The sequence below is a fragment of the Parabacteroides sp. genome (genome assembly GCF_977054455.1).
Genome location: NZ_CDRTCT010000043.1, coordinates 1 through 19,934, shown reverse-complemented (window position 1 = coordinate 19,934; position 19,934 = coordinate 1). Strand labels below are relative to the sequence as shown.

Genomic DNA, 19,934 nt, shown 5'->3' with positions numbered 1-19,934 from the left:
AGATAAGCTGTGAGGAGATCTTTGCCTTTCAACCAACAGATCGCAGAGAGCTTTTCACTAATTTTTAAAATATTATCATTATGTACAAATCTATTTATTATCTGAGATTGCTTCTGCTTGCAACAAGCGGGATGCTACTTCTGTGTATCATTTTTGCTATGAATCCGGAATTGGCCGACAGCACTTTATCCGGAAAAAATTGTTGGTTTCATTTCACATCCTTACTATTAGCCGTCAGTGTCTTACTTATGGAATTTACGACACGAAAAAGCCGTTTTATCTTCTCTTTACCGGATGCCCTCCTGTTATTCCTGTTCGGGATAGCACTGATTTCCTACGACAAAGAAGAGAATCTCCAACCGGAAAGTTTTCTGTTCTTGGCCCAGTTGGCCGCATTGTGGTTTATGCTCAGAAGTTCCTTGCAGGTACATCAGGAGCTACGCCTGTTCTTCATCACAATCATCATATTCACCGGTATGATTCCGGCTATCTTGGAAATCCGCAATTCTATGTATCCCGGTCCCTCATCGCATCCGATATTCCAATTGCTTCAGATATCTCTGAAACCGGAACCGTTCCACGGCTACATCGCGATCATTTTCCCGGTCTGCCTGAACACCCTGCTCCGTTTTAAGGATTGCGATAAGCTCGCTTTGTGGGAATCCCGTACTTTCCTATTCTATTTCTCCGTTTTTGGAGCGACATTGATTATTACGGCCTTATTATTCAACACGAAGCAATCCGTCTGGATTACCGCTATCCTTTCAGGCATCTGGGTCTGCTGGATGAGAATGATCGGCTGGAGACAGACGAAAAAGGCCATACAACAACACAACAAGCTTTTTGCCGTCTCTTCAATTATCCTGTTTGTAATCGTTACCGCCATCATCCTGGCCGGAAATATCAGGAAAGCACAAGCAGGAGACCGCCGGCTCTTAATCTGGAATCTTACCACCCAGGCTATCATGAAACATCCGGTAGCCGGGACGGGCATAGGCGGTTTTCCGGCAACATACGCCCAAGTGCAATCAGCCTATTTTGAAACCGATATCGCTTCCCACAAGGAGAAACAGAATGCCATTTGTCCACAATATGCTTACAACGAATACCTGCAAATCGGACTTGAGTTAGGAATAACAGGCTTGCTGCTCTTCATTTTCTGGCTGGCCTTTTCCCTTTATTACGGGATCAAACACAGACAAATAGGAGCCTCAGGCGGAATTCTGGCACTCGGTATCTTCGCCCTCTATTCTTATCCGCTCCAATTCCCCACTTATTGGGTGCTGCTTTTATTCCTGACTGCCATATGTGTGACCAATCCGAAACAGGACAAACAACGGGTACAGCGAAGCATTCCCTATATCAGCGCCATTGCTGCCGTTCTTTCCTGCATCCTTTTCTACGGACAGAAAGATTACTATTATACGTATAAGGAATGGAAGACGCTGCAAGAATTATATCACAACCAGGCATACGAACAAGCAGCGAACCGGTACGCCGGACTGCTTAGCCATCTCGACCACCGGACGGATTTCCTATATGAGGGGGCTGAATGTTTCAGTAAGACCGGTCAACACGAAATTGCCATCATGTGGCTCGACCGGGCATTAAAACTAAGTGCAGCCCCCGAACTGTATTATGCTATTGCAGAAAATAAAGAGGCGATCGAACACTATCAGGAAGCGGAAAGTTATCTGTTGGAAATCAACAAGATCTTGCCCGAACGCGGATATACCTATTTCCTGCTTGCAAAATTATACGCGGAACCCTCTTTCTTCCAACCCGATAAATTTCAAGAAACTGCCAAAAGGTTTCTATCGTTTCAACCAAGCACACAAAACAAAATAACTAAAGAGATGATAGAAGAGATACGGCAAATCATGCAGGCCCAAGCCCTTGGCAAATAACAAATCAGCCATATGTTTCTTTCTCCATTCTCCCCTCCGGGCATTACGGCCGACTTGAAGGATGTTTTTTCAAAAAGAGACCGCCGACATCTCTTGCATGTTTGAAATATAAGCCTTATCTTTGCCGAAATTTTGAAGAGAGCGTTTCATGGCACAGAAAGCACATAAGGATAATCCAGCGTACTTTTCCGGTTATATGTCGGATGATGAAACTCATTTCTTCATTTTAAAGGATTATCATTTGGTTATATAGGATGCGTTAGTTATTTTTACTAACGCATTTTTTTTGTACCCTGTGATCTCGTGAGACAATTATAACATTCTATAAAATCAATAAATTAAACAACCCAAATTACTATGTCGAAAAGTGGTATCAAAAAGGTGATTGTCCTGGGCTCCGGAGCCTTGAAGATCGGACAGGCCGGAGAGTTTGACTACTCCGGTTCACAAGCATTGAAGGCGCTGAAGGAAGAAGGAATCAGCACCGTATTGCTCAATCCGAACATTGCAACCATTCAAACATCAGAAGGGGTAGCCGACAAGGTGTATTTCCTGCCGATCACTCCTTACTTTGTTGAAGAAGTGATCAAAAAAGAACAACCGGACGGCATCCTGCTGGCTTTCGGCGGACAGACTGCCCTGAACTGCGGAACCGAACTGTATACCAGCGGAACACTGGCCAAATACGGTGTAAAGGTACTGGGTACATCGGTCGAAGCGATCATGTACACGGAAGACCGCGACCTGTTTGTAAAGAAACTTGACGAGATAGATGTAAAAACTCCGGTCAGCCACGCTGTCGAAAACCTGGAAGATGCCGTGAAGGCTGCCTACGAGATCGGCTTCCCGGTCATGATCCGTTCCGCATACGCGTTGGGCGGCATGGGTAGCGGTATCTGCAAGGACGAAACCGAACTGCGTACACTGGCAGAAAGCGCTTTCGCCTATTCCCCCCAGGTACTGGTGGAAGAATCGCTGAAAGGCTGGAAGGAAATCGAATTTGAAGTAATCCGCGACAAGAACGACCACTGCTTCACGGTCGTAAGCATGGAAAATGTGGACCCGTTAGGCGTACACACCGGTGAAAGTATCGTTGTCGCTCCCACCTGCTCCCTGACGGACAAGGAACTGGACCTGTTGAAAGAACTTTCGACCAAGACGATCCGCCACCTGGGCATCGTCGGCGAATGCAACATCCAATACGCATTCAACTCCGAGACTTGCGACTACCGCGTGATCGAAGTAAACGCCCGCCTGAGCCGTTCTTCCGCACTCGCATCCAAAGCGAGCGGTTATCCGCTGGCATTCGTGGCTGCCAAGCTGGCATTGGGTTACAGCCTCGACGAAATCGGCGAGATGGGAACTCCCAACTCCGCCTATAAAGCACCTGAAGTAGATTATATGATCGTGAAGATCCCGCGTTGGGACTTGACCAAGTTCGTCGGTGTAAGCCGCCTGATCGGTTCGAGCATGAAGTCTGTCGGCGAGATCATGTCGATCGGCAAGAGCTTCGAGGAAATCATGCAGAAAGGTCTGCGTATGATCGGACAAGGCATGCACGGTTTCGTCGGCAACAACGACGTGGAGTTCGACAACCTGGACGACGCGTTGGCCAATCCGACCGACCTGCGCATCTTCGCCGTAGCCAAAGCGCTGGAAGAAGGCTACACGGTAGACCGCATCCACCAACTGTCCAAGATCACTCCGTGGTTCCTAGAAAAGCTGAAAAACATCGTAGACTATACGAAAGTACTGTCTGCTTACAATAAGATCGAAGACCTGCCGGAAGACGTGCTGAAAGAGGCAAAGCGCCTGGGATTCTCCGACTTCCAGATCGCCCGCTACGTCGAACATCCGGATGGCAACATGGAAAAGGAAAACATCCGCGTGCGCAACCTGCGTAAGAAGTTAGGTATCCTGCCGAGCGTGAAACGCATCAATACGATCGCATCGGAACATCCCGAACTGACGAACTACCTGTACATGACATACGACGGCAGCCAGCATGACATCTCCTACTATCCGAACGACAAGAGCGTCGTGATCTTAGGTTCGGGCGCCTACCGCATCGGTTCTTCCGTAGAGTTCGACTGGTGTTCGGTGAATGCCGCACAGACAGCCCGCAAGTTAGGCTACAAATCCATCATGATCAACTACAACCCGGAAACGGTTTCAACCGATTACGACATGTGCGACCGACTGTACTTCGACGAACTCTCGTTCGAACGCGTACTCGACGTCATGGACCTGGAACTTCCGAAAGGTGTGATCGTGTCCGTAGGCGGACAGATCCCGAACAACCTCGCCATGAAGCTGTACCGTCAGAATGTACCTGTATTGGGAACATCTCCGCTGTCGATCGACCGTGCCGAGAACCGTCATAAATTCTCCGCGATGCTGGATACGTTAGGTATCGACCAGCCACGTTGGGCCGAGCTGACCAGCATGGAAGAGATCGACGCCTTCATCGCAAAAGTGGGTTTCCCGATCCTGATCCGTCCGTCTTACGTGCTTTCCGGCGCAGCCATGAACGTATGCCACAGCAAGGAGCAGATGATCGAATTCCTGAACCTGGCCGCCAAGGTTTCCAAAGAATATCCGGTAGTCGTTTCCGAATTCCTGCAGGGAGCGAAAGAAATCGAATTCGATGCGGTAGCCATGAACGGCGAAGTGGTCGAATACGCAATCTCCGAACATATCGAGTTTGCCGGTGTCCACTCCGGTGATGCGACGCTGGTATTCCCGGCACAAAAGATCTACTTCGAAACAGCCCGCCGCATCAAGAAGGTCAGCAAGATGATCGCCAAAGAGCTGAACATCAGCGGACCGTTCAACATCCAGTTCCTGGCCAAGAACAACGATGTGAAGGTAATCGAATGTAACCTGCGTGCATCCCGCAGTTTCCCGTTCGTATCAAAAGTGCTGAAACGCAACTTTATCGAAACGGCAACCCGTATCATGCTCGACGCTCCTTACACCAAACCGGACAAGAGCGCATTCGATATCGACTGGATCGGCGTGAAGGCCTCCCAGTTCTCGTTTGCCCGCCTGCACAAGGCCGACCCTGTATTGGGCGTGGATATGAGTTCTACAGGTGAAGTAGGCTGTATCGGCGACGACTTCGACGAAGCATTGCTTTCCGCCATGATGGCTGTCGGAAACAGGATTCCGCAAAAGAACATACTGGTTTCTTCAGGAGCCGCCAAAAGCAAGGCCGAACTGCTGGAACCGTGCCACATGTTAGCTGCCAAAGGTTATCACATCTACGGTACGGCCGGAACAGCTAAATTCCTGAATGAAAACGGTATCCCTGCGACAGCCGTTTGCTGGCCGGACGAACAGGGCGACCTGAACATCATGGATCTGTTCAGTCAGCACGTGTTCGAACTGGTTGTCAACATCCCGAAGGACCACAGCAAGCGCGAGCTGACCAACGGTTACAAGATCCGCCGTGCGGCGATCGATCACAACATACCTTTGATCACCAACGCCCGCTTGGCAAGCGCCTTCATCAGCGCCTTCTGCAATATGGATGAAAAAGACATCCAGATTAAGAGCTGGCAGGAATACAAATAATTGAGAATTTAATTATATTTGTAGCACAATTCAGGCACGGATTACACAGTTTTATCGACAAACCGTGAAATCCGTGCCTATTATTCATATAGACCTATGTATAGACTACTGATCATTCTCATTTCTTTCCTGTTCACTGCACCTGCTGTGCACGCGTCAGTAGCTATTCCCTACATATTCGTAAAAAATTATACGGTAGACGATTATAAGGCGAGCTGCCAGAACTGGGGGTTTTCCTTGACACCGGACGGCATGCTGTATGCCGCCAATAATTCCGGGCTTCTTGCTTTCGATGGAAATACCTGGAAACTATATTCATTACCGGGACAGGAAGAGATAACCGGTATAACGTACTATAACGACACGATCTACACCCGCAACACCACCATGTTGGGGAGCTGGACAGGCGACCGGGACGGAATACTACATTATCATCCGCTAAACACCATCCCGCCCGAAGTACGGTTTACTCCCCCTCCCATTGAAATACCCTTTACCTTACCAAAAGAAATACAGGACGCACATCCCAGCGCGTTCGCAACCAACGGCACATACTTTTTCATCGGTACGCTGACACAAGGATTATATATCACCGCTTCCGACGGCACCATCCTGCAACATTTGTCTTTACAGAACCAGTTACAGGATAATATCGTCCGTTTTATTTGCATACAGGACTCGCAGCAAATCTGGGTAGCCCTCGACAACGGATTATCACAAATCACTTTTAATCCTCCAATCACGCTACTGGGTAAAAGAAGTTCAATCGGCAAACTGATAAATGCGGGGTTGGATGGCGAAGAATTGTATATGCAGACTAACCTCGGCTATTTCAAACGCTCACTGGTTGCCGGAAGTCCTTTTGTACCTGTCACAGAAACCGAAACACGACCGTACCTAAAGATTGAAAAAGAGACTGTACCGGCCCTTAAACAATTATTCCGGGATACGGAAGCGTTGGGTGTATTCGCCCGTGCTGAACATATTTATCCGGCAGGTGATGATCTGTACTGGCTCTCCATCGGAAACGAAGCCGGACTGTTTCATGTGGCAGACGGTATCGGGACGTTGAAATGTCGCCTGCTTTTCGACAATTACAATATGAACCTCGTTACAAGAGGCAAAAGGATCATTCCGTTAAACGACTCTCTCGTTTTGATTTCAGCCATGCAAGGCGCATTACTGATAAACATCCGCGAATTAATCGGAAACAGTCTCGGAAATACCCCTTTGAAGATTTCCGGGCTGGAGTATATAGACGCTTCCGGCACACATCATTTGCCGATCAACACGCAACGTATCTCTCTTCCGCACGATTTCCAGGAGTTCAATGCCTGGGTAGGAACTACGATATTCACCTCCAACCACCAGATCAGCTACAAGATCGAAGGGGTATCCTCGGACTGGTCCGCCTGGCAACGCGACGGAAAAATCTCTTTCCTGCAATTACCGGAAGGACGCTATGAATTGAAAGTCCGTAAATACGTCATCAAAGGTCCCTATCCCGAACTCACATTGTCCATCGAAGTGCGCCCTCCCTGGTACAACACCGTATGGGCGTGGCTTGTCTATATCGCACTCGTCTGGTTCCTCGTGCAGTCCGTGCTCCGCTACAACCTGAAAAACCTGCATAAGGAAGAACAGGAAAAAGCCGAAGCCGAACGGCAGGCCGAACAGCAACAGATGCAAGTCATGAAGAACCGGATGCTCGAAACCGAGTTGCAAAACAAGAACAACGAACTGACACTCCAGACGACCGCCCTTGTCAAACGCAACCAAGCCGTCCAAAGTCTGTTGGAGGAACTGGAAAAACAAAAAGAGACGCTGGGCGAGCGTTATCCTAACAAGCTCTACACCCGCATGAAAACTTTGATGGAAGAGACTTTGAACAACCAATCGGACTGGGTACTGTTCGAAAGCTATTTCAACAGCACGCACCAAAATTTCATGGACCGCCTCAGACAACAGTACAACGATCTCACGACAGGCGATCTTCGTATCTGCTGCCTGCTCCGCATGAATCTCTCCACAAAGGAAATCGCATCCCTCATGAACGTATCCGTACGGGCGATAGAGCTGCGCCGATACCGCCTGAGGAAGCGTTTGGAGCTGGAAGGGGATACGAATCTGGTCGATTTCCTAATGGGTTTCTGAAAATATTTTATCAGAAACGCACATCCAATATTCGCCAATAGATCAATTGATTATATAAACAATAAATAGATATGAGAAAGTAATGTAGTAGTATTTCTTCCCACTCAAAACACTTGCGCAATCCATGTAGTAGCCCTTTCCTTGTACGCCCTTGCGGATTATCCTTTCTTTGCAACCAAAATCTAATTTTTTAGACATGATGAAACACGAACTGGAAGATCATTTGAAGGCGTTTGAGAAGAAAGGTATCGATCGCCGCCACTTTTTCAAGCTGATGGCAATGGCCGGTTTACTGACCGCTGCAAGTACACAAAAGGCAAAAGCATTTTCAAGCAATGCCAAAGGTAAAATCGTAATTATCGGCGGAGGCGCTGCCGGTATCAGTATGGCCGCCCGTTTAAAGAGCTGGCTGGACAAGCCGGATATCACTTTGATCGATCCCAGTGACCGTCAGTTTTATCAACCGGGCTTCACCCTGATCGCATCAGGCGTGTACCAACCCGATGACGTCTGGAAAAAGCAGGAGGACTGCATGCCCAGCGATATCAAATGGATTAAAGACTCAGTTGCCGCCGTCGATCCCGTATGGAATCAGGTAACGACTAAAAATAACGGTAAGATCGCTTACGACTTCCTGGTCCTGACCCCCGGAATCCAGATCAACTGGGAAAAGGTGGAAGGCATCACGCATGACACGTTAGGTCAGGGCAATGCCAACAGCATTTATGACTATGAAGGTGCACAGAAGACCTGGAAAGCCTTGCAGGAATTTTCCAAGACAGGCGGACGCGGTATCTTCACCGACACATACACGAAGCATAAATGCGGCGGCGCACCGAAAAAGATCTGTCTGTTGACAGAACATTACAACCGCAAGCAGGGAACACGTGACAAGGTGGATCTGAATTACTATACAGCTTCCAAGGAATTGTATGATATCCCCTATTTCACTCCCCGCCTGTTGGAAATCTATAAGGAACGCAATGTGCCAATCAACCTGAATGTACGGGTAAAAGGAGTGGATACATCCGCCAAGCAGGTACATTTTGAGAAGATCGAAACAGTGGGCGATCAGAAAGTCTACACGCCGTTTGTAGAAGATTATGACTTCCTGCATTTCACGCCGCCGATGTCGGCTCCCGATTTCGTAAAAGAAGCCGGTCTGGGATGGACGGAAGGCAAACTGGCCGCCGATGCCTGGGTAATGGTTGACAAAGAAACACTGGTACACAAGACATATCCGAACATCGTTTCCCTGGGAGACGTAGCAGGAATTCCGACCAGCAAGACATCTGCCGCAATCCGCAAGCAGGTGCCTATCGCCGCCAAGAACCTGATTTCGCTGATGGAAGGCAAAGAACCGGCAGAGAAATATGACGGATACGCCGCCTGCCCAATTGTAACGGACTATGGACACGTTCTTTTGTGCGAGTTCAACTACAAGAAAGAGGCTCAAAACTCGTTCCCGTTCACGATGATGGACACCTCGAAGGAACTCTGGGCCGCATGGCTGTTAAAGGTTTATTTCCTGAAACCCATGTATTTCTACGGAATGTTGAACGGCTGGGCATGATAACCTAAACAACTCCCTATAATAAAAATGCCAAACTGAAAATCCCCCGGCTCACTTGTAAGAGTACGGGGGGATTTTATTTTGTACCACTTAAGGACCAAGAACCGGTGAATACATAAAAGTATAAGTGACCTGAGCTAATTCCCATCAATAAAAGCGGGCTGTCTAAACTTGTCGGACAGCCCGCTGTACATGTGGCGTGTGATAATATATTTGATCTTGAGAATTAAAAAGGGTTTGATAAAATTACTACTTTACTACTCTATGTTATTTATTAGTCTTTAATGCTACCGGTTTGAATAAGAAGACAAAAAGGATCAGTAATATGAACGAGAACAGGGTCGAGATGGCAAAGACGACAGGCCAGTCACATTTATCCCCGTCACGGAAAAGGCCGATCAGCCATCCGTTCCAAAGCGTCCCGATCAGGAAGCCGATGCCCCATACCAGGAAGAAAAGCAGACCCTGCGCCTGCGCTTTCATATCTTTCGGCGCCACATTATCCGTATAAACCTGGCCACCGACAAAGAAGAGGCCGAAGATCAACCCGTGCACGATAATTCCGATATAGTAGAACCATTGCACGCCGGTTTCCGCACCGATATAGAACGAAGCGTACCGGACCACGAGAGCGATCATACCGAAGATCAGGGTATTCTTGATCCCCGACTTTATCAGTATCGAAGTGGTGATGACCAGGAAAAACATTTCCGCCAACTGCCCGAGATTCAGTGTCACCGTTATATTCTGTACATGCTCGTCGGCGAGAATCATCGAGCCATACACATGATACAGGTTGAACGGGATGATAGCCAGAAACGTCAGGATCATGAAAGCCCGGTAATTCTTATCCTTCATCAGGGAGAAAGCGCTGAACCCGGTTATATCCATCACCGAGATACCGGCACTCTTGTCAACCGAAGGCGGAGTGTGCGGCAACCGCAAGTTCAGAAGCGCTGCCACGAAACAGACGGCGGCGCCGCAATACATCGGCAGGTTCGTATCGTCGAAAGCGGGCAAATGCATCACATGAAGGGCAACCACACTGAAGATGCCGGAAGCGACCCAGCCCACCGAACCGAACATGCGGATACGCGGGAACTGCTCCGACGGCGTGTGGCTCATGGCGATCGTACTGGTCAGGCTCTGTGTCGGCATGTGGCAAAGCATCGCCAGCACGACACAGGTCATAAGCGGGGCAAATGTTGTCTGCTGGGCTGCCAGGAGCAAAAAGACACCTGTCAGTATATTCAATACTGCCAAGATCTTCTCGGCGGCAAAATAACGGTCGGCAATCGCACCGATAAAAGAGGAGGCCATCGCACCGATAGCCATTGCACTCAGCACCAATGAGACCTGATACACTTCCAATTTAAGCGTATGGGAAAGATAAGCGGCTAAAGGAACCCACCAGACTGCACTCAGCATATATTGCATAAACATCATTGTACAGAGTTGAACTTTCGTTCCGATTCCTTGTTTTGTTGTAAGAGTATTCATATAATAATTAGAATAAAAGGTTTTTTATTTCCAGTGTTTCACATGGTACAAATGTACCGATTCCCCACGGCCGGTTTGTTTGACCTTGTCGCAATCTTTCCCGTATTCATCTCATTCTCTGTCATTATCACCTCTATTGAGATGATTTATAAAATCCGTGATACGATAAAAGGAAATCCATAATGCATTTTTCAGTATCTTTCGCCCATAATAGCAAAGTCATATATGAAACATCTGAAGTCATTCCTATCCATCCTATTCATATTTTGTCTCACCCGGACATATGCAGACGACAGCAACTATCTTTTCCGCCACTACCAGGTCGAAAACGGACTCAGCGACAACATGGCCACCTGCTGCGTACAGGACAGGAAAGGATATATCTGGATAGGTACGCGTGACGGCCTGAACCGCTTCGACGGATATACGTTCAAAGTATTCCGTAACGACCCCGACGAAACCGAGACATTGGGGAGCAACAGGATCACATGCCTAAGCTGCGACATGAACGGCGACTTGTGGGTCGGGACGCTTTCGGGATTATACCAGTATGACGATGAGAAGGAATCGTTCCGGCACATTCCTTTCACAGCAGACAAAGGGATCGATATTTTCCAGTTCGACAAAGACAATAAACTATGGATACTGATGGACGGCAATCTGATCCGGTTCAATACGGAGGACAGCCAGTTCCGCATCTTTGCACCGGAGAACAACCAGAGCTACACCACTTTTTGCATCACACGCGAAAACAGTATCTGGATCGGGAGTTCGGACGGGCAGATCTCATTGCTGAATCCGGAAGACGGGACGACGGAATCCTATAACGTATTCGCCCATTCATCCCCGAACACCCCGCGGAAACTCTCCATGCTGTATCCTTCACCTACGACCGACCGCATTTATATCGCTTTCGAGCATGATGACGTGAAGATATTCGACCCGGCGACACGCGATTATCAGGATCTGGACATTCAAAAGATCAACCAGCTTACGATCCTGATCAACAGCTTCCTCGAAAAAGACAAGGACGAACTGTGGATCGGGACGGACTCAGGGTTGTTTATCTATAAGATCAACACCGGCGAATGTGCCCGTATCCGTCAGGACCCGTTGGACCCCTATGCCTTATCGAGCCATTTCATCTCGGCATTCTGCCGGGACCGGGAGAACGGCATCTGGATTTGTTTCCACCAGAACGGCCTCAACTACTATTCCCCTTTCCGCCCTTTCCATGTGCATTATCCCTGGGACGGACAGCATTCGATGAAAGGGGAAGTGATCCGCGATATCTGTACCGATGCATACGGCAATATATGGGTCGGGACGGAAGATGCGGGCATCAACTGCCTGGAAAAGAAAACCGGGACATTCACCAACTACCAGCCGGTTCCGGGAGGGAACGGATTGTCGCACACCAATATCCGGGGCTTGGCTGCATCAGGCGACCGGCTCTGGATCGGGCACGTCATCCACGGCATCGACCTGATGGATATCAAAACAAGGAAAGTGATCAAGCATTATAACCTGCTGAAAGATTCGCTGACGGTAAAGAACAGTACTGTCCGCTGCATCAAAGTATTGCAGGAGGGACAAGTCTACGTCGGGACCGATGACGGCATCTATAAATATGACTTCCTGAACGACCGTTTCCTGTATGCCCCGCAATTTCCTCCTTTCGCGGTGAACTGCATCTACGAAGATCGCCTGGGAAGAATCTGGACCGGCATGTTCAACCGCAGTTTCTATTATAATCCGATCAGCAACACCGGCATGTATCTGCCGTACGACAAGTTGAACACCCAGCGCCACAATTTCGTCAACGACGCCTGCGAGGACAAAGACGGCAATATGTGGTTCGCCACCGTAGAAGGGGTTATCAAATACGACTTCCAGACCGGCGAGTCCCTGCATTACACCGTGAAGAACGGTATGCCGAGCAACGTCGCCTTCCGCATCCTGCCCGACGAAAACGAAAACTTATGGATCAGCACGGCCAACGGACTGGCCAGCCTCGAAACCGGAACGGGCAAGATCACGACCTATACGGAATCCCACGGGCTTATCACTCGTCAGTTCAACGACAACTCCGCCTTCAAAGATAACGAAGGGACTTTCTATTTCGGTTCGGTCAAGGGCTTTATCCATTTCAAACCTTCCGAAGTAATCCCGGCAGCCGAGAAGATGAACGTCCACTTGGGAAGTCTCGAAATCCAGAACGAGGCCGAAGAGAAACGCATCGTCAACTGTTCCGCCGAATCGGAGACGAAGAAGATCACGCTGACCTACAAGCAATCCACATTCAGCATCAACTTCTCCGCGCTCAACTTCATCGCCCCCAAATCCGTCCAGTATGCATACAGGATGGGGAATATGGACAAGGAATGGATTCCGATCGGAGAGCGTAACACGGTCTATTTCACAGAACTGCATCCGGGCGATTACACCTTCGAGGTACGAGCCGCCAACCTGTCGAACAACTGGAGCGACACCCCGACACGGCTGAACATCACCGTTTTGCCGCCTTGGTGGGCATCGGACACGGCGTATGCCTCTTATGTTGCCGTCATTCTCGCCATCATCGCCGGCTCCTTCTGGTCCTGGCGCCAGAAAACCAAACGGGCAATGGCCTACAACATGCAGTTGTTCGAAGACCAGAAAGAGAAGGAACTGTATCAGGCCAAGATCGATTTCTTCATCAACATCGCCCATGAGATCCGGACGCCGCTCACCCTGATCAAGAATCCGCTCGAACGCCTCCTGAAATCCGACAAGATCGGGGAAAAAGAGAACAAGTCGCTTGCGTTGATGGATAAAAACGTATCCCGCCTCCTGTCGCTGGTCAACCAGTTGCTGGACTTCCGCAAAACAGAGATAGAAGGATACCGCCTCAGCTTTGTCCGGACGGAGATCGTCTCGCTCCTGACCGACACCGCCAAACGGTTCCAGGAATCGGCAACGGCACACAACCTGCTGCTGAACCTCGACCTGTCGCTGCCGGAGCTGTACGTATTCGTAGATAAAGAAGCGATCACGAAGATATTCAGCAACCTGTTTACGAACGCTATCAAATACGCGTCCGGCAGCATCATCGTACGCCTGCAACTTTCTCCCGATTATGAGACATTCACGATCGATTTTATCAACGACGGCACACCTATCCCTTCCGAATTGAGGGAAAAGATATTCGAACCCTTCTACCGGATGGACGGGGATGCTGGCAGCAAACCGGGTACAGGCCTCGGGTTGCCCTTGGCACGTTCGCTGGCGGAAATGCACCACGGCGGCTTGCAAGTGGAAACTTTCACCGACAGCCCGTCCATGACGATGTTCCGCCTGACCTTACCCGTCAAACTACCCGAATCCATCAAGCAAACGGAAGAGGAAGCGACGGCACAAGCCGTACCCCAGAAGACGGAATTCATCCGCGACGAATCGCGCCCGACAGTCCTGATTGTCGAGGACAACAAGGAAATGGCCGTTTTCATCGCCGACGAAGTCAACCAATTATATAATGTAGAGATAGCCGGAAACGGAGCCGAAGCAATCGCGCTCTTAAAAAAACGCAGCTTCCAGCTGATCATCAGCGACGTGATGATGCCTGTCATGGACGGCTTCGCCCTTTTGAAAGAGGTGAAGACGGAGATCGAGTTCAGCCATATCCCGGTCATCCTGCTGACAGCCAAAAACACCCTGCAGTCGCGCCTGGAAGGTCTGGAATTAGGAGCCGACGCTTATCTGGACAAGCCCTTCTCCACCAACCTGCTGATGGCGCAGATTTCCAACCTGATCTCCAACCGCGACAACATACGCAAATTCTATTTCAACTCACCGATCGCGAATATGAAATCGATGGCCTATACCAAAGCGGACGAAAGCTTTCTGGAAAAGCTGAACGAGATCATCAACGAGCATATCGGCAATCCGGCCTTAGATGTAAACATGATCGCAGACCTGATGCACCTGAGCCGCCCGACCTTGTACCGGAAGATCCGTGCCATCTCCGACCTGACCCCTAACGAGCTGATCAAAATAAGCCGCCTGAAAAAGGCCGCCGAGTTGTTGATACAGGGGAATATGAAGATATATGAGATTTCGGAAGCGACAGGTTTCAGCTCCCAGTCTTATTTCTGGTCCGCCTTCATCAAGCAGTTCGGCATGAGCCCGTCGAATTATGCGAAAGAGAATAAATAAAAGGCAGACAACACTAAAGTCATCTGCCTTATCTGCCTGTAATGGATATATGTATTCGGCTTTATTCCTGATTAGCCAGGTAGTTCTTCAACGGATTCGTGTACATTTCCAGTATTTTCGTGCGCAGGAATGCTTCATCCTTGTTCGGTAATACGATCTTGTCCAATTGTCCTTGCAGATAATCTTCGAACTGTTTTTTGTCTTTCAGGCCGTAGTGCTCGCTGAAACGGCGTGTGCCTGTCAGCATATCGTATGCCACGTAGTTGCAAGGATAAAAACGGTAGTGCTTGTAAATCTCCTTATCGATAATGGAAGCGATGGTGGCGATCAACTCGTTCTTCTCCATATTCGGATCCAACTGTGCCAACTGGTCGTTAATCGGGGAAGTCAGGGTGAAATGAACGCGACCCTTGTTATTCAGGATACCGGTTTCCATGCTCAACAAATCGTCACGCTGGCTCTTCACGAAATCCGGATCATCGCGTTTCTGCTGGAATTCTTTTGCTTTCAGGAAATCGCACGGGTCGAACTCATACGAGATCGCAACCGGGAAGATATTCAGTTCCATCAGGTTTGACAGGATATCCTTGTCGCCGCTCATGTTCAGCATCTTCAGGATACTGCCCTGCGTACGGTCGTCCGAATCTTTGGCGCGGCCTTCACGCTGCGCGATCCAGATAGACTCTTTCGTTTCCGTGATCGTATGGCGGATATAAGCGGAAAGGACTTTGCTCACCTCCAGCATCTGCCGTACCGGGACATTGCGCTTCACGATGAAACTGTTGTTCAGACGGACCAGCGTTTCGATCCACGGACGGATCAGCAGGTTATTGCCAATAGCCACCTGTGTCATTCCATACCCTACGTCATACAGCATGACATTCAGGAAAGAGGCATCCAGCACGATGTCGCGGTGATTAGAAATAAAGGTACAAGGCTTTTTGTCCTTCGGCAAACGGCTACGGCCGGAGATCGTCAGCGAGAAAGTGGTTTTTCCGGCTACCATCATCACGGCTTCATAGGCCAACTTGTTCTTGAAGTCTTCCTTTGTTTTAAAGGAGCGCATCGTTTCGCAGAACTGCTTCCAATCCACATCCGGTTGAATATACCGGAAGGCCCGCTCAAAATCTTCGTTGGCAATCAGCGATTCGATCGCATCCTTTACCTCGTCGTTATTCAGCGGACGAATATCGTCAAAATCATTAATAGGAACTTCCATATCTTTTAGTTAAACTCATTTTCTATAATATCTGTCATCACATCTTTTATGTCCAGACCTGCTGCACGTACCTGCTGCGGGATAAAGCTGGTTACCGTCATACCGGGAGTCGTATTGATTTCGAGCAACTTCGGTTCACCGTCAGCCGGAATAATATAATCCACGCGGATCAAACCTTTAGCTCCCAATATATCGTAGATCCTTGAAGTCTCGCGTTGTACCTTTTCCGTCAGTTCGGCAGAAATGCGGGCGGGCGTGATTTCCTGTACCTGCCCGTTATACTTGGCGTCGAAATCGAAGAACTCGTTATCCGTAACGACTTCGGTAAGCGGAAACACCACTTCCTTGCCGGCAATCTTATAGCAACCGCATGTCACCTCGGTCCCTTCAATGAAACTTTCGATGACCACTTCCCTGCCTTCGCCGAAAGCCTTGGCAATCGCCGGCTGGATAGCCGATGCCTCTTTCACTTTCGTCACACCGAAACTGCTACCGCCGTCGTTCGGTTTTATAAAGACCGGAAGTCCCAAGCGGCTGACCACTTCTTCGTCCGTTACCCTCTGTCCCTTAAACAAATGTATGGAACGAGCGATGTCGACACCGAATCCTTTCAGATAATGATTGCAGGCAAACTTATTGAACGTAAGTGCACTGACAAACATGCCACAAGATGAATACGGCATTCCGATCATATCGAAATATCCTTGCAGACGTCCGTCCTCTCCCGGAGTGCCGTGGATTGTGATATAAGCAAAATCAAAATGTTTGATCTCGCCGTCTTCACGGAAACTAAAATCATTCTTGTCTATTGGTGTATGTTCCCCGCCGGGAAGTTTTACCGCCCATTCGTCTCTTTTAACGATGGCAATATATACATTATATTTGTCTTTATCAAGAAAAGAGAAGATTCCTTCCGCACTTTTTAATGAAATAACGATTTCGGAGGAATCGCCTCCGGCTACAATAGCAATGTTCCTTTTCATCATCTATAATTCTTTAGTATTTGCATATACACGCCATTTATCGATCAACGCAGTCATATCGGCAGGTATTTCGGAATCAAAAAACATTTCCTCGCCTGTAGTCGGATGAACGAAACCCAGCGTCTTGGCATGGAGCGCCTGCCGCGGGCAAATGGCGAAACAGTTATCCACAAACTGTTTATATTTAGAAGAGGTTGTTCCTTTCAGTATCTCGTGCCCGCCATAGCGTTCATCGTTGAACAGCGTATGCCCGATATATTTCATATGGACACGAATCTGATGCGTGCGCCCGGTTTCAAGGCGGCATTTCACCAATGTGACATAGCCCAGACGCTCCAGAACGGAATAGTGGGTGACCGCCGTCTTCCCCTGGTCGCCTTCCGGGAAAACCGTCATCTGCATACGGTCACGCGGGTTACGGCCGATATTGCCTTCGACCCGTCCTTCGTCTTCCCGCACGATCCCCCACACCAAGGCCCGATATTCCCGTTTGGTAGTCTTATGGAAAAACTGCATGCTGAGGTGTGCTTTCGCTTCCGGCTTTTTGGCGACAACCAGCAGGCCGGACGTATCTTTATCGATACGATGAACGAGTCCCAGGGCGGGATCGTTAGGATCGTAAGTAGGATCGTCTTTCAAATACCAGGCAAGTGCATTCACCAGCGTGCCGGTATAGTTTCCGTGTCCGGGATGCACGACCAACCCTGCCGGTTTGTCGACCACCAGCAGATCGTCATCTTCATACACGATTTTTATAGGGATATTTTCAGGGAGAATCTCGAAAGTCCGCGGAGGCCGTGTCATCATGATCGTCACGACATCCTCCGGTTTCACCCGGTAATTGCTTTTCACCGGTTTGCCGTTTGCCATGATACAACCGGCATCGGCAGCCGACTGTATCCGGTTGCGGGTAGCGCCGAACATCCGGTCTACCAAGAATTTATCCACACGCAACAATGACTGTCCGCGATCGGCAACGAAGCGGAAGTGTTCATACAGTTGAGGGGCCTTATCTTCGCCCTCTTCCGGTTGCAACAGGTCGTCTACCTGTTCATCATCCATTTCGTCCAAAAACTCATCCATAGTTAAAACCAGTTTTCTTCTTCACTATCCAACGATTCGACCGGCACGCTGTCATCCGGTAGTCCGAGCGAGTCGGCCGGCATCTCAGCATCCCCGCTGCTGACCTTCAACACCAACGGAGCGGTAAGCGGTACATGCTCGCCTTTCTGCAAGGCACGCCCGTGCAGTTCGACGCCAAGAGCTAAGTCTTTAAAATCACCGGGGACATATTCGATCTCGATCTTTTCAAACCCGCGGGCACGGAGGATGGCGTAAGCCTGCCGGAACGAAAGGTCTTCCACTTCCGGAATTGTCGCCATCTGCGAAGTGAGCGCATTCACGGTGACGAACACGATACGTCCTTCTTTCACCTTCGAACCGGCCATCGGGACCAGCTCGACAATCGCACCGGGCTTCACGTCTTTTGAAAAGACGGAATCGATCACGTTATAGCGTAGATTACTATTCTTGAAAAATTCGGCGGCCTCTTCCATTCCCAATCCTTTAACATCCGGCACTACCACAGCCTCATTATGCCGGGTGTACGAGTCGAGCCACTTCAATGTTCCGAACACCAGAGCACATGCCACGACCACAGCCAGCAACAGATTTAAGACGTACGGATTTTTTATCAGTTTAACCAAAAAGTCTTTCATTTCTATCTTGTATTTGTCGGCGGATCAAAAGTAGAAAACAAAGCCGTTAAAACAAAGAAAGTAAAGGCTTTTTAGTAAAAACCTCTACTTTCTTTATGAAAAATCTTCAAACGGAAAGAATTATCCGTTGTATTCGTCAGAAACTGTTAACTTAGCTCTTCCTTTAGCACGACGAGAAGCTAATACTCTGCGGCCATTAGCTGTAGCCATTCTTGAACGGAAGCCGTGCTTGTTCTTTCTTTTCCGGTTGGAAGGTTGAAATGTTCTTTTCATCTTTCTGTATATTATTTATTATTATCTTATTCTCATACCAATTTGGGCTGCAAAGATAGAGGCTTTTTTTTAATAAACAAAGAGTTGCAAGAAAAACTTTATCTATACAGAGTCTCTTTTAATCACAAATAGAATATTCAATCAAAGTCGCCCTTGTCTATTATCCTTTTTACTTCTTCCCGCATCTCCCGGATTGCGGTCGTTTCCACCTTCGGTTCTTTGGACAGCACAGCTCCGGCAGCAGCCCGCAATTTATCCGCCTGGTAGAACTCCGGCTCTGCGTATAGCTTTGCTAACAAATAATATGGATATAGCCTTTCCGGCAGTATCCCGATAGCCTGAATCAGTTCCCTCTCCGCCTCCCGGTAATCGCCGACCGCCTGCCGGTTCTTGGCGACCATGTACCGGATCATCGGGTCTCCGCTCAGCCGCTTCGCCCGTTCCAATACCCGTATCGCCTTCGTGTATTGCCCCGTCTTGCTGAGGCATTGCGCCTCTTCAAACAAAAATTCCGGTTTATGCTTCAACTTGTCATGCAGGTCGTGATAATCTTCCGCAACCGATTCATACGCCTTGTTATTATAGAGCATTTGCATCCGTCCCCAGCGTTTATAAACCTCATATTGCCCTTTCTGCAAGATGAACAGGCAGACGGATGCAAGCGACAACAGGCTTATTATAGTTATAGGGTACGCTGATGACACAGGTAAGGCGGATGATCTTGCCTGCGTCCCATCTTCCGTCACGCATATCGCCCCCAAAAACACCAGCGCCACCCAAAACGACGGCAACTGCAACGGATAGGACGACACCGCGAACACGGCTAACGCCAACACG

12 protein-coding genes are annotated in these 19,934 nt (G+C 48.9%); 5 read left to right on the top strand and 7 right to left on the bottom strand.

The window, feature by feature from the left end:
- Positions 1-80 precede the first annotated feature (80 nt).
- From ACW6QF_RS17540 to ACW6QF_RS17525, 4 genes are all read left to right on the top strand, one after another.
- Positions 81-1,907, top strand: coding sequence for an O-antigen ligase family protein (locus tag ACW6QF_RS17540; RefSeq protein WP_456088742.1), 1,827 nt, complete (start codon positions 81-83; stop codon positions 1,905-1,907).
- 357 nt (positions 1,908-2,264) lie between these two features.
- Complete coding sequence (gene carB, locus ACW6QF_RS17535) at positions 2,265-5,483, top strand: carbamoyl-phosphate synthase (glutamine-hydrolyzing) large subunit (protein WP_456088741.1); 3,219 nt, start codon at positions 2,265-2,267, stop codon at positions 5,481-5,483.
- Between the two features lie 96 nt (positions 5,484-5,579).
- Positions 5,580-7,637 (top strand): triple tyrosine motif-containing protein, encoded by a 2,058-nt coding sequence (locus ACW6QF_RS17530; protein WP_456088740.1) that lies wholly within the window; start codon positions 5,580-5,582, stop codon positions 7,635-7,637.
- Positions 7,638-7,833: 196 nt separating this feature from the next.
- The gene (locus tag ACW6QF_RS17525; RefSeq protein ID WP_298549333.1) at positions 7,834-9,210 is read left to right on the top strand and encodes an NAD(P)/FAD-dependent oxidoreductase; all 1,377 of its coding nucleotides are present in this window, start codon (positions 7,834-7,836) and stop codon (positions 9,208-9,210) included.
- 267 nt (positions 9,211-9,477) lie between these two features.
- Here the strand turns inward: ACW6QF_RS17525 and ACW6QF_RS17520 are convergent, their stop codons facing one another.
- The gene (locus ACW6QF_RS17520) at positions 9,478-10,710 is read right to left on the bottom strand and encodes an MFS transporter (protein WP_298549332.1); all 1,233 of its coding nucleotides are present in this window, start codon (positions 10,708-10,710) and stop codon (positions 9,478-9,480) included.
- 225 nt (positions 10,711-10,935) lie between these two features.
- On the opposite strand from ACW6QF_RS17520, the gene ACW6QF_RS17515 reads away from it, so the two are divergent.
- Positions 10,936-14,904, top strand: a complete 3,969-nt coding sequence (locus tag ACW6QF_RS17515; RefSeq protein ID WP_456088739.1) for a two-component regulator propeller domain-containing protein — start codon at positions 10,936-10,938, stop codon at positions 14,902-14,904.
- 61 nt (positions 14,905-14,965) lie between these two features.
- Here ACW6QF_RS17515 and ACW6QF_RS17510 read toward each other — a convergent pair whose 3' ends face one another.
- The 6 genes from ACW6QF_RS17510 to ACW6QF_RS17485 form a co-directional block, all read right to left on the bottom strand.
- On the bottom strand, positions 14,966-16,123 hold the full coding sequence (locus ACW6QF_RS17510) for a 1-acyl-sn-glycerol-3-phosphate acyltransferase (protein ID WP_298549330.1): 1,158 nt from the start codon (positions 16,121-16,123) through the stop codon (positions 14,966-14,968).
- Positions 16,124-16,128: 5 nt separating this feature from the next.
- The gene (locus ACW6QF_RS17505; RefSeq protein ID WP_456088738.1) at positions 16,129-17,106 is read right to left on the bottom strand and encodes a D-alanine--D-alanine ligase; all 978 of its coding nucleotides are present in this window, start codon (positions 17,104-17,106) and stop codon (positions 16,129-16,131) included.
- A gap of 3 nt (positions 17,107-17,109) precedes the next feature.
- Positions 17,110-18,189 carry an RluA family pseudouridine synthase gene (locus tag ACW6QF_RS17500; protein ID WP_298549329.1) on the bottom strand — a complete coding sequence of 360 codons (1,080 nt, stop codon included), beginning with the start codon at positions 18,187-18,189 and terminating at the stop codon, positions 17,110-17,112.
- 2 nt (positions 18,190-18,191) lie between these two features.
- Positions 18,192-18,824, bottom strand: coding sequence for a PASTA domain-containing protein (locus ACW6QF_RS17495; RefSeq protein WP_005646705.1), 633 nt, complete (start codon positions 18,822-18,824; stop codon positions 18,192-18,194).
- Positions 18,825-18,944: 120 nt separating this feature from the next.
- The gene (rpmH, locus tag ACW6QF_RS17490) at positions 18,945-19,097 is read right to left on the bottom strand and encodes a 50S ribosomal protein L34 (protein ID WP_005633099.1); all 153 of its coding nucleotides are present in this window, start codon (positions 19,095-19,097) and stop codon (positions 18,945-18,947) included.
- Between the two features lie 137 nt (positions 19,098-19,234).
- A partial coding sequence (locus tag ACW6QF_RS17485; RefSeq protein WP_456088737.1) for a tetratricopeptide repeat protein occupies positions 19,235-19,934 on the bottom strand: 700 nt, incomplete at its 5' end.